Consider the following 11,850-nt stretch of genomic DNA (forward strand, 5'->3'; position numbering starts at 1 on the left):
TCACTCCCACTGGCCCGAAGCGGTGTTTCCCCCGGGGAAAAACGCGCTACCATGGAGCCTGGAGTTTTGACTACACCACTGCCCTGATCGAGGTACTGTGTGCTGACCACACCTGCAAGGATTCTGCGCATCCGTGGCGCTTATCGCGGCCTTCTGATTTCCGGTTTTCTGTCCCTGCTGTCCATGCCAGCCCTGGCCCGGGAAAACCCGTCACCGGCGCCCGACGGCTTTGCCGAATGCAAAGCGCGGCTTGAAGAACAGGCGGTTGCCGCCGGTGTCAGCCGTGAAACCGCCAGCACCGTCATGGCAAGCGCCGAACACCTCGAGCGGGTGATCGAGCTGGACCGTCGACAGCCGGAGTTCACCACCACCTTTGCCGACTACCTGAACCGGCGGGTGAACGAGGCCCGCGTTACCAGGGGGCGGGAGCTACTGCAGGAACACCAGGAGCTGCTGGACCGGGTGACCCGGGAAACGGGGGTGCCAGCGCCCTACCTGGTGTCGTTCTGGGGGCTGGAAACGAACTTTGGCAGCTATTTTGGCAAAATGCCGGTGCCCAGTTCACTGACCACACTCGCCTGCGACCCACGACGCAGCAATTTCTTCACCCAGCAGTTGATTGCCGCCCTGCGTATCATCGACGAGGGCGCCATACCGGCGGACAAAATGGAGGGCTCCTGGGCCGGCGCCATGGGCCACGTGCAGTTCATGCCCACGGTGTTCCTGCAGCACGCCGTAGACGCCGATGGCGACGGCAGGCGCGACCTCTGGAACAGCCTGCCCGACGCCATGATGTCTGCGGGTCGTTTTCTCGAATCCATGAACTGGGACGGCGATTACCGCTGGGGCCGAGAGGTGCTGCTGCCGAAGAACTTCAATTACGCCCTGGCGGACGGTCGTCGCCTGCCGCTGGCGCAGTGGCGGGAAATGGGCATCACCGACGCCTTTGGCCGCGTGCTGCCGCAGGAGCCCATCGAGGCTTCCCTGGTGGTGCCGGCGGGCCACGAAGGTCCGGCGTTCCTGGCCTACCATAACTTCCGGGTGATCATGGGCTGGAACCGCTCGGAGTTCTATGCCATCGCCGTCGGGCACCTGGCCGACCGCATCGCCGGCGCCGGCAAGCTCCAGAACCCGCCCCCGGAGGATGCGCCGGCACTATCCCGTAACAACATTCTCCAGCTCCAGGAGGCATTGCAGAAACGAGGCTTCGACGCTGGCGAACCGGACGGCATTATGGGGCCGGCTACCCGGGCTGCCATCCGCCAGTTCCAGTCCGCCAACGGGCTGGTTGCGGACGGCTATCCAGGCGAAACCGTGCTCGCCGAACTGGGCGTGAATGCCGGCCAGTGATCCGATCCCGCAAGGGCAACCTATGACTCCAGGCGACTTGGTGTAAGGCGGGAACCAACGACTATGGATTCAGTTACCCAGGCAGCCCTCGGCGCCTCCCTGGCCGGTGCGGTTGCCGGCAAGACCCTGGGCCGGTCAGTGCTGCTGACCGGTGCGGTACTGGGCACCCTGCCCGATCTGGACGTGGTCATCGACTACGGCAACGCCGTGGCCAACTTTACCCAGCATCGGGGCTTCAGCCACTCGCTGTTCATACTGGCACCCCTGGCCGTACTGCTGGCCTGGCTGCTCTGGCGCTGGAAACCGCAGCTGAGCTTCAATCGCTGGCTGGCGCTGACCGGCCTGATCCTGATCACCCATCCGCTGCTGGATTCGCTGACCACCTATGGCACCCAGCTGTTCTGGCCGTTCGGCCGGCCCATCGCGGTCAGCAGCATCTTTATTATTGATCCGCTGTACACGCTGCCGCTGCTGGCAGGGTGTATCGCCTTCCTGGCACGGCCACCGGCAAAAACCGCACTGGTCACAGGCCTGGCCCTGTCGACCCTGTACCTGGGCTGGAGCCTGGCGGCGCAACAGGTCATCAGCCAGCGGGTACATCCGGCCCTGGCCGAAGCCGGCATGAAGGCGCCTGCCCTGCTGGTTCAACCGATGCCGTTTACCACGCTGCTGTGGCGCGCCACGGCGATTGAAGGCGACCAGCGCATAGAAATCGTTACCGGATTCCTGGACGGCAATGGCCCCTTGAACCTCGAGCGGTTCCCGCGCCGGCTGGATCTGGCGGAATCGGTGGCGCACCTGCCCCAGGCCCAGCGCCTGGAATGGTTCACCCGGGGATTTCTGGCCTACCGCCAGTCGGACAATCAGATCCTGGCCACCGACATCCGGCTGGGCCTGCCCGGGGCGCATCCATTTACCTTTGTCCTGGCCCGGGAGCAGCAGGGCCAGATAGAACCGGTGGCAAGCACCCGCATGCCCAGACCACCGATGAACACCGATGCGCTGGCCCTGCTGTGGGCACGAACCACGGGCGAGACGCCCGTGCTCTGCCTGGCAAGCCTGAGCGCGCCGGCGCCCGGGACACACTGTTAATGGCCATGCGACTGGATCAGTTCGTCGCCCAAAGCGCCGGGCTCTCCCGCAAGGACGCCAAGCGGGCAATCGGTCAGGGACGGGTGACAGTGGATGGCGAAAGCGGTGTCTCGGCCAACCAGAAACTGTCCGCGCAGGCCCGGATTGCCCTCGATGGCCGGGCGTTGCAACTACCGGGTGAGCGCTACCTGATGATGTACAAGCCCGCTGGTGTGGTCAGCGCCACCACCGACAGCGACCACCCTACGGCCCTTGATCTGCTGCCATCGGATCTGGCGCGCGATCTGCACATAGCCGGACGCCTGGATGCCGATACGACCGGGTTGCTGTTGCTCACCACTGATGGCCAGTGGTCCCACAGGGTGACGTCTCCTCGCACGGAGTGTCCCAAAACCTATCAGGTCACGCTGGATGCACCGCTTACCGACGAGGCGGTACGGCAACTGGAGGCAGGTGTCCACCTGAGGGACGATCCGAAACCAACCCGGCCGGCCCGGGTTCGGGTCACCGGGGATGCGGTGATCGAGCTGACCATTTCCGAGGGTCGATACCATCAGGTCAAACGCATGATCGCTGCCGTGGGCCATCATGTGGAGGCCTTGCACCGGATGCAGATTGGGCCGGTACGGCTGGATCCGGCGCTCAAGCCCGGCGATTACCGGCCACTGACCGAGAGGGAGCAGGCAAGCCTGGGCTGAGCTCAGGTACGTTCGAATCGCTGGGCCTGGAGGTTCTTGCGCACCGAACTGGCTTCGAATACCTCGCCGTTCATCGCAATGTAGACGCCCGCGGGCAGCAGCTGTACCGCCGCCCAGGCAAAACCGATGTTGAACACCGCATCGGTTCGCCGCATCCGGGCCGGCTGCATGGCGCCCGTCAATACGATGGTTTTATCCTTGAGGGACGACAGTACCGCCGCAGTATCGGCCATGGTATCGGTGCCGTGGGTAATCACGACCCGATCACAATCACACGACTGCACCGCCTCAAGCACCTGCTGACGGTCAGCATCGTCCATCTCCAGGCTGTCCTTGCGCAGCAGTTCGTTCAGTCGGTAGCCCTCGTGAATGTTGGACTCGGAGAGCAATTCAGGCAGCAGGCTGTGGCCCACCTCGAACTGGCTGTTGGCGTCAAAATACACCTTGTCGATGGTGCCGCCGGTGGTAAAGATCTGGATCATGGCTGGGTTCCTCTGCGCTCAGTTCACGCTGGCTGACTGCTGGCCGGAATCGGCGTAGGCCGCGTTCTTTTTCTGTTCATAGCGGCGGGCAGCAGCGGCTACCGAGCCCGGCGCACCGGTATCCAGCCAGCGTTTGATGCGGCCGGCATCGCCCATGGGCGAACGGGTGCCCAGGGAATCCAGCAACACGGTAACCACGTCCTTGCCGTCCATGCGGGAAACCATCACCAGGCATCGCCCCGCCTCGGACAGGTAGCCGGTCTTGCTCAGGGCGACACCCCAGCTGTCCCGGTGCACCAGGGCGTTGGTGTTACCAAAGGACAGGCTGTAACGGGGGTTGCGGAACTGGCCCCGGAAATAGCCGGTGGTGGAGTATTCCCGGATCTCGGGATGACGGGCCGCAGCATTCACCAGACGCACCAGATCGGCGGCAGTGGATACGTTGTCGGCCGAAAGGCCAGTGGGATCCACAAACCGGGTACCGGTCATACCCAGATCTGCCGCCTTGCTATTCATTGCCTCGATGAAGGCATCGAAACCGCCGGGATGGCTGCGGGCCAGGGTGTAGGCGGCGAAGTTCTCCGACGACATCAGGGCAATACGCAGCACATCCGCCCTGCGCATCTGCGAATCAATGCGGATCCGGCTGTAGGCGTTGGCAGCGGCGGGGGTGTGGCGCTCGTGAAAGGTCAGCCAGGCATCCAGGGGCTCCCCGGATTCGAGCACCACCAGGGCGGTCATCAACTTGGTGATGGAGGCAATGGGCACCGAGCGATGGGCGTTCTTGCCGTACATCAGCTCTTCCTGCCCGACAACGGCAACCGCGGCGTTCACCGATGCCAGATTGGGACCTGCGGCCTCGCTGGCCGTTGCAGCAGCTGAGGACGAGTTCTGTTGGTGGGCCTGAGTCCCCCAGGGCAGCAGCCCCAACAGGCACACCCACAACACCACCCAACTTCGGTTCTGCATCATCAAACGCCCCAGCATCTTCTTGTTGACTTGTTGGTACAGACAGCAAGCACTGCCCATTCATGCCGCATTGTAACAGCGTTTTCCGGGCCGGCGACCTTCATGGCAGATCGGTAATGGCGCCCTTCGAGGCTGAACTGACGGTACGGGCATACTTCGCCAGCACGCCCCGGGTAAACCGCGGAGCAGGGGCCTGCCAGGCCTTCCGGCGGCGTTCCATTTCCTGCTCGGAAATGTCCAGTTCGATACGGTTATTGACCGCGTCGATGGTGATGGTGTCACCATTCTCGACCAGGGCGATCGGCCCGCCTTCGGCGGCTTCGGGCGTCACGTGGCCCACTACGAAGCCGTGGCTGCCCCCGGAGAAACGGCCATCGGTGATCAGCGCCACGTCGCTGCCCAGCCCCTTGCCCATGATCGCGGAGGTGGGGCTGAGCATTTCACGCATGCCCGGACCACCTTTCGGGCCCTCGTAGCGGATCACCAGCACATCTCCGGCCACCACGGTGCCATCCAGGATCCGTTCCTGGGCTTCCTCCTCGGAATGAAACACCCGGGCGCGGCCCGTGAAATGGGTGCCTTCCTTGCCGGTGATCTTGGCCACGGCGCCCGTGGGCGCAAGATTGCCGAACAGAATGCGCAGGTGACTGTCGGCCTTGATGGGGTTATCGAAGGCATGAATGATGTCCTGCCCTTCCGGGTAGGGCGCCACGTCCGCCAGATTCTCTGCCAGCGTCTGGCCGGTAACGGTCAGGCAGTCACCGTGCAGCAGGCCACGGTCCAGCAGCATTTTCATCAGCGGCTGGATGCCGCCTATGGCGACCAGCTCGGACATCATGTAATGGCCACTGGGTCGCAGGTCAGCCAGCACCGGCACCCGCTTGCCAATCTCGACAAAGTCTTCCAGCTCAAGCTCGACGCCCACGGTACTGGCCATGGCCAGGAGGTGCAGCACGGCGTTGGTGGAGCCACCCAGGGCAATCACCACGGTAATGGCATTCTCGAACGCCTTGCGGGTCATGATGTCGCTGGGCTTGATGTCCTTCTCCAGCAGATTAAGCACCGCTGCCCCGGCGCCCCGACAGTCCGCGGCCTTGGTGTCGGAAACGGCATTCTGGGCCGAGCTGCCCGGCAGGCTCATGCCCATGGCTTCAATGGCGGAGGCCATGGTGTTGGCCGTGTACATACCGCCACAGGAGCCGGGCCCCGGAATGGCGGTCTCCTCGATCTGTTTCACCTCGATCAGATCCAGATCGCCCCGGGCGTGGGCGCCCACCGCTTCAAACACCGAAATAATGTCGGTGTGGTTTTCGCCGGGCTGGATGGTGCCGCCATAGACAAACACCGACGGTCGGTTCAGGCGTGCCAGTCCCATCATGCACCCGGGCATGTTCTTGTCGCAGCCGCCAATGGCCACCAGCCCGTCAAAACCCTCGCAACCGGCAACCGTCTCGATGGAATCGGCGATCACCTCCCTGGACACCAGCGAGTACTTCATCCCCTCGGTGCCATTGGCGATGCCATCGGATATGGTAATGGTGTTGAAGATCAGCGATTTGCCCCCGGCCTCGTCGGCACCGGCAGCGGATTCCTCCGCCAGCTGGTTGATGTGCATGTTGCAGGGGGTAAGGTTGCTCCACGTTGACGCAATACCGACCTGCGGCTTCCTGAAATCCTCGTCGGTGAACCCGACTGCCCGGAGCATGGCCCGACTGGCCGATTTGCCGATGCCGTCCACCACCGGTGCGGAGTATTTGCGGCGCTTGTCCTGGTTCTGGTCCTGCGTCACGGGGCTCTCTCCTCTGTCAGCGTGTTATCGCTTTAGCCTCTCAGAAACCGGCACCCTCAGCAACGGGCATTGACGCCTCTTGCCACGGGCCTACACAGTTTTATGTCCATATGACCTGCATCAATGGCGCTGCGTCGGGGCCGTCCTAGAATTCATTCATACACTGACGCCACGGAGGCACTCATGTCCTCACCCACCGAATCGGCACCGGAAGATCCCCGGGCGCCGGAATGCCCGGAGTACCGGCACTGGAGTGACGGCTATGGCGTCATCCAGCACAGCGATGCCACCCGGCATCAGGTGCGTCTCCTCGCCGAGCGACTGGTGGCGGCCGGCCACCAGCCAGACACCGCCACCGTTTTTGCCCGGCTCGCCGACCTGGATCGCCTGACCAGTGCCGGCCTGTGGCTGGTAGTGCACATGACTTACGCCCGACGCGTAGACATGTCCGGACAACCGTTGACACCCCAGGACTTCAAGACCAACCCGGAAGGCCACACCGGCGGCGCCCTGAACATGGTGCCGGCCTACGCCGCCTACCTGGCGCTGAACAATCTGACCGGCCGCACCCGCAGCTGGCTGATGGGGCAGGGCCACTGCGTCGCCGCTGTCGACGCCCTGAACGTACTGACCGGCAACCTGCACCCGGAACAGGCGGACCGGTATCGGGGGCCGGAGGGGCTGTCAGCGCTCGTCGCCGATTTCTACAGTTACCGGCAGAAACCCGACGGCACCATGGATGCGCCCCTGGGCAGCCACGTCAATGCCCACACCGCCGGCGGCATCCTGGAGGGCGGCTACCTCGGCTTTGCCGAGCTGCAGTATGCGCACATGCCCCTGCCCGGAGAGTCTCTGGTGGCGTTCCTCTCGGACGGCGCCGCCGAAGAGCAGCGGGGCAGCGACTGGGTGCCACGCTGGTGGCGGGCCGAAGACTGCGGCGCGGTACTGCCGGTCATGATTGCCAATGGCCGCCGGATCGAGCAGCGTACCGAACTTGGCACCCGCGAGGGCCTGGAAGGATTCGAAACCCACCTGTCCCATCGGGGTTTTTTGCCGTGCCGGTTCGACGGTAGGGATCCGGCGGCCTTTGTCTGCGCCCTGTTCGAAATGGAGCAGGCCCTGGCCGCCAACGGCGACTCGGCACTCAAGGGCGAGAGCAGGTATCCGGTGCGGGTTCCCTTCGGTATTGCCGAAACGGTCAAGGGCTTCGGCTTCTACGGGGCCGGCAGCAACCCGGCCCATAACCTGCCACTGCCGGGCAACCCGCGGATGGATGCAAGGGCCCGGGAGCTGTTCAACCAGCACGCAGGCCAGCTGTGGGTACCGCCAGACCAACTGCACCGGTGCGTGGCCGCGCTGAATCAGCACCAGGCCCAGGACCGTCCACTCGAGCGGGATCATGCCCTGGCCATCCGCAATCCGCCGGAGCCGGTTCTGCCCCGGCTTCGAGCCACCGCCGACCTCAGATCGCCCATGCAGGCGGTTGATGACTTTTTCCGGGCCCTGGTGGCGGCCAACCCAGCCTTGCGGGCGCGGGTTGGCAATCCGGACGAGCTGGCGAGCAACCGGCTCGGAGGTGTGCTGACCGCCCTGAAGCATCGGGTCAACGATCCCGAGAGCGATCAGGAATCGGTGCATGGCAAGATCATCACCGCCCTGAACGAGGAAGCGGTGGTCTCCGCATGCCTGGCCAACAAGGCCGGCCTCAACCTGGTGGCCAGCTATGAGGCTTTCTGTGTGAAGATGCTCGGCGCCATCCGCCAGGAACTGATTTTTGCCCGTCACCAGAAGGAAGCCGGTCGACCGGCGCGCTGGCTGGGCTTTCCAGTGGTGGCCACCTCCCACGCCTGGGAGAACGGCAAGAACGAACAATCCCATCAGGACACAACCTTCTGCGAGAGCCTGCTGGGGGAAATGAGCGACGTCTCCCGCGTACTCTTCCCGGCCGACTACAACAGCACCCTCGCGGTACTGCCCTCGGTGTTTACAGAGCGGGGCCGGATAAGCTGCATGGTGATCCCGAAACGGGACCGGCCCTGCGTGTTCAACCGCGAGGAGGCCGATCTGCTAGCCCGGCATGGCGCTCTGGTGGTAGACGAGGACACCGGCGACGGCGAGCCGCTGCTACTGATCGCCAACGGTGCCTATCAGCTATCCGAGGCAATACAGGCCTGCAACCGCCTGCGCGAAAAAGGCACACCCTTCAGGCTGGTATACATTCAGGAGCCGGCTCGCTTCCGGCAACCCCGGGATGCCATGGAGGCCGGCGTGTGTCTGGCGGAATTCGAACGGGAGCGGCTGTTGCCAAACCGGATACACCGGCGGGTGGCCCTCACTCACATGCGCCCGGAGGTGTTCCGGGGCCATCTGCACGGGCTGTTTCCCAAACCGTCGAGATCGCGGGTGCTCGGCTACGTCAATCGCGGTGGCACACTGAACGAGGCTGGCATGCTGTTCGCCAACCGATGCTCCTGGGCCCACGCCCTGGCAGCCTGTGCCGAGGTCATAGACCGTCCGCCCGGCGAGTGGCTGTCCACCGCTGAACTGGCGGCGGTGGAAGGCCGGGGCGACCCTTCGGTGATCACCCGCGGAGGGGGCTGAACAGGCGCCTGCGCAAGGCCGTCTCAGCCTCCAGAACAAGCAACAGCAGCACGCCGGTAGCGCCAGCAAACCCGAGCATGCCGAGACTCAGCGGAACCGTGTCGAAGGTCTGGTTGAACCAAGGCAGGTAAGTGAACATCAGCTGCAGAACGAGGACGCCGGCGACCGCCAACAGCACCACAGGCGTGCCCAGTACACCGCGCAGGGTCAGTGAGGCGCTGTCCAGATAGCGCACGGCAAACAGGTAGAACACCTCCATCGCAACCAGTGTGTTGACCGCCAGCGTCCTGGCGGTCTGGTCATTTCCATAGTGATGAATGGCCCAGTACCAGGCCGCGAATATGCCCGCCAGGAAGAGCAGGGATACCAGGGCCACCCGCCAGAGCACAAAGCCCCGCATGAGTGATTCGTTCCTGGCCCGCGGCGGACGTTGCATCACATCAGGCTCGGTGGGCTCAAAAGCCAGGGTCATCGCCAACACCACCGAGCTGACCATATTTACCCAGAGAATCTGCAGGGCCGAAATCGGTAAAGTCAGCCCCAACAACAAGGCGGTAATCAGGCTGATCGATTCCCCGCCGTTGATCGGCAGCATGAAGGCAATGCCTTTCTTGAGGTTGGCGTAGACGGTTCTGCCCTCCCGCACCGCGGCGGCAATGCTGGCAAAGTTGTCATCCAGAAGCACCACCGAGGCCGCCTCGCGGGCGGCTTCTGAACCTTTCACGCCCATGGCAATGCCCACTTCCGCCCGTTTCAGGGCGGGCGCATCATTTACCCCGTCTCCGGTCATGGCAACCACAGCGCCCCTGGTCTGGAGCGCCTCAACCAGCCGGAGCTTGTGCTCGGGACTGGTACGGGCAAACACATCCACCTCAGCCACCCGCCCCCGGAGTTGACTGGCATCCAGACGATCCAGGTCGCTGCCGGTCAGCACTTCACGGGTATTCGCCAGGCCCAGCTTTCGGGCAATGGCACCGGCTGTGAGCGCATGATCGCCGGTGATCATTTTCACCTCGATGCCCGCCGCCCGGCATTCGGCAATGGCCTGGATGGCCTCCTGCCGGGGCGGATCGAGCAGGCCCACCAGGCCCAGCAGTTCCGCCCCCTGCGCCAGATCCTCAACCGCCAGATCGGCCACACCACGGGCGACCGGTTTGCGGGCGAGGGCCAATACCCGGAAGCCTTCCGACGCCATGTCGGTGATCGCAGCATGCCAGAACGGTTGGTCCAGCTCAGCCACGACACCGGATTCAATCACCTGCCCGGAGCACATCTCCAACACCCGCTCCGGCGCGCCCTTCAGATAGATCACGCTGTGCCCGTGATGGTCGTGGTTGAGGGTGGCCATGAAGCGGTTTTCGGTGTCGAAGGGAATCTCGTCGCGGCGGGGCCAGTCCCGGGCACTGTCGTCAACATCAAAACCCACCTTGCGGGCGAACACCAGCAGGGCGGCTTCCATGGGATCGCCGCTGACCCGGACACCAGACGAATCCTGGACAACCTGGGCATCGTTGCAGAGCGCTGCCGCCCGGGCTAGCTCGTCGAGGCCCGGCGACCGGGCCGGGGCGCCCCTGGCATCGGTAACGGCACCATCAAAGCCATAGCCTTCGCCGGTCACCTCCAGTGCCCCCCCGACAACCACGGTACGAGTCACCATCATTTCGTTGCGGGTCAGAGTGCCGGTTTTGTCGGAGCAGATCACGGACACCGCGCCCAGGGTCTCGATGACCGGCATGCGTCGAACGACCGCGTTACGCCGGGCCATCTCGCGCACGCCAATGGCCAGGGTAATGGTGAGAATGGCCGGCAGGCCCTCGGGAATGGCCGCGACGGTCAGCCCCACCACCGCCATGAACAATTCCCGGAAAGGCAGACCGCTGAACAGAAGACCACCAAAGAATATGGCAATCCCGGCCAGGATCACGATCGCCGACAGCCGCCGCGCGAAACGATCCATCTGTTCAAGCAGCGGCGTTCTCAGGCTCAGGGTATGGGCAAGCAACCCCGAGATACGTCCGATCTCGGTGTCCTGCCCGGTACGGACCACCACGCCCCTGCCAGTCCCGGTGGCCACCATGGTGCCCGAGAAAGCCAGATTACTCTGGTCACCCAGCACGGCGTCGGAATTCACAACTACGGTTGTCTTGTCAGCGGCCTGTGACTCACCCGTCAGAATGGCTTCATTGATTTTCAGTTGGTGGGCTTTTTCAAGCCGAAGGTCCGCAGGCACCCGATCGCCGGGCTCCAGCAGAACAGTATCCCCGGGCACAAGCGTTGCGGCATCCACCATGTGCTGGCCATCGGCCCTTAGCACACGGGCCTTGGGGGCCAACATATGCCGGATGGCAGACAGTGCCTGCTCGGCCCGGCCTTCCTGGATGAAGCCCACGAACGTCTGGATGACCACCACCGCCAGAATCACGCTGGCATCAACCCAATGGCCCAGGCTCGCGGTAATGACCGCAGCCGTTGCCAGCACGTAGATCAGAAAGTTTCTCAGTTGTTGCACCAGCCTCAACCAGGGCCCACGGACACGGGCCTCGGGCAAGGCATTGGCGCCATGACGACGCAGCCGATCGCCGGCTTCGGCGGCGGACAGCGGCGCCGGCGCCTGCAGCTGACTTCGCGCCTCATCCGCCGCAAGTGCATGCCAGGCCAGCTCCGACACTGGGGCCGTGGCGGGATTTGTGTCCGGTCTCGGCATGATTATTCACTCCCTGAGGCTCTTCGTCCGTCCATTAGACCCGGACATCTGCGATACCGGATTGCCCTGGATCAAGCCGATCACAACGGTTTGCCGGGCCCACCATTCGGCATCGAGTAGGAGGGGGAGTTACCTCCCCCGTCCTCTCACACCACCGGGCATACG

Annotated in this window: 8 protein-coding genes; 4 read left to right on the plus strand and 4 right to left on the minus strand. The window is 64.0% G+C overall.

Going from position 1 to position 11,850, the window contains the following annotated elements:
- Positions 1-99 precede the first annotated feature (99 nt).
- The 3 genes from ACFC20_RS12570 to ACFC20_RS12580 all read left to right on the plus strand — a co-directional run bounded on the left by ACFC20_RS12570 (position 100) and on the right by ACFC20_RS12580 (position 3,140).
- On the plus strand, positions 100-1,350 hold the full coding sequence (locus ACFC20_RS12570) for a lytic murein transglycosylase (RefSeq protein ID WP_375193302.1): 1,251 nt from the start codon (positions 100-102) through the stop codon (positions 1,348-1,350).
- 63 nt (positions 1,351-1,413) lie between these two features.
- Positions 1,414-2,442 carry a metal-dependent hydrolase gene (locus tag ACFC20_RS12575; RefSeq protein WP_375193303.1) on the plus strand — a complete coding sequence of 343 codons (1,029 nt, stop codon included), beginning with the start codon at positions 1,414-1,416 and terminating at the stop codon, positions 2,440-2,442.
- A 5-nt stretch (positions 2,443-2,447) separates the two neighbouring features.
- On the plus strand, positions 2,448-3,140 hold the full coding sequence (locus tag ACFC20_RS12580; RefSeq protein ID WP_375193310.1) for a pseudouridine synthase: 693 nt from the start codon (positions 2,448-2,450) through the stop codon (positions 3,138-3,140).
- A 2-nt stretch (positions 3,141-3,142) separates the two neighbouring features.
- Here the strand turns inward: ACFC20_RS12580 and ACFC20_RS12585 are convergent, their stop codons facing one another.
- The 3 genes from ACFC20_RS12585 to ilvD form a co-directional block, all read right to left on the minus strand.
- Positions 3,143-3,622 (minus strand): asparaginase domain-containing protein, encoded by a 480-nt coding sequence (locus tag ACFC20_RS12585; RefSeq protein WP_375193304.1) that lies wholly within the window; start codon positions 3,620-3,622, stop codon positions 3,143-3,145.
- A gap of 18 nt (positions 3,623-3,640) precedes the next feature.
- A complete protein-coding gene (gene pbpG / locus ACFC20_RS12590; RefSeq protein ID WP_375193305.1) occupies positions 3,641-4,594 on the minus strand; it encodes a D-alanyl-D-alanine endopeptidase in 954 nt (317 codons plus the stop codon).
- Between the two features lie 97 nt (positions 4,595-4,691).
- Positions 4,692-6,380: a dihydroxy-acid dehydratase gene (ilvD, locus tag ACFC20_RS12595; RefSeq protein WP_375193306.1), complete on the minus strand. Its 1,689-nt coding sequence runs from the start codon at positions 6,378-6,380 to the stop codon at positions 4,692-4,694.
- A 183-nt stretch (positions 6,381-6,563) separates the two neighbouring features.
- Here ilvD and ACFC20_RS12600 point away from each other — a divergent pair, with 183 nt between their 5' ends.
- Positions 6,564-8,981 (plus strand): xylulose 5-phosphate 3-epimerase, encoded by a 2,418-nt coding sequence (locus tag ACFC20_RS12600; RefSeq protein ID WP_375193307.1) that lies wholly within the window; start codon positions 6,564-6,566, stop codon positions 8,979-8,981.
- On the opposite strand, the gene ACFC20_RS12605 is transcribed toward ACFC20_RS12600, so the two are convergent.
- Positions 8,962-11,685, minus strand: a complete 2,724-nt coding sequence (locus tag ACFC20_RS12605) for a cation-translocating P-type ATPase (RefSeq protein WP_375193308.1) — start codon at positions 11,683-11,685, stop codon at positions 8,962-8,964. The genes ACFC20_RS12600 and ACFC20_RS12605 overlap by 20 nt on opposite strands.
- Positions 11,686-11,850: the final 165 nt, after the last annotated feature.

It is taken from the genome of Marinobacter sp., assembly GCF_041984545.1.
Classification (GTDB): Bacteria; Pseudomonadota; Gammaproteobacteria; order Pseudomonadales; family Oleiphilaceae; genus Marinobacter.

Bases quoted from the DNA above. Each gene is read 5' to 3' on its own strand.
- ACFC20_RS12575 (WP_375193303.1), top strand. From the start codon at position 1,414: ATGGATTCAGTTACCCAGGCAGCCCTCGGCGCCTCCCTGGCCGGTGCG.
- ACFC20_RS12580 (WP_375193310.1), top strand. From the start codon at position 2,448: ATGCGACTGGATCAGTTCGTCGCCCAAAGCGCCGGGCTCTCCCGCAAG.
- ACFC20_RS12585 (WP_375193304.1), bottom strand. From the start codon at position 3,622: ATGATCCAGATCTTTACCACCGGCGGCACCATCGACAAGGTGTATTTT.
- pbpG (WP_375193305.1), bottom strand. From the start codon at position 4,594: ATGATGCAGAACCGAAGTTGGGTGGTGTTGTGGGTGTGCCTGTTGGGG.
- ACFC20_RS12600 (WP_375193307.1), top strand. From the start codon at position 6,564: ATGTCCTCACCCACCGAATCGGCACCGGAAGATCCCCGGGCGCCGGAA.
- ACFC20_RS12605 (WP_375193308.1), bottom strand. From the start codon at position 11,685: ATGCCGAGACCGGACACAAATCCCGCCACGGCCCCAGTGTCGGAGCTG.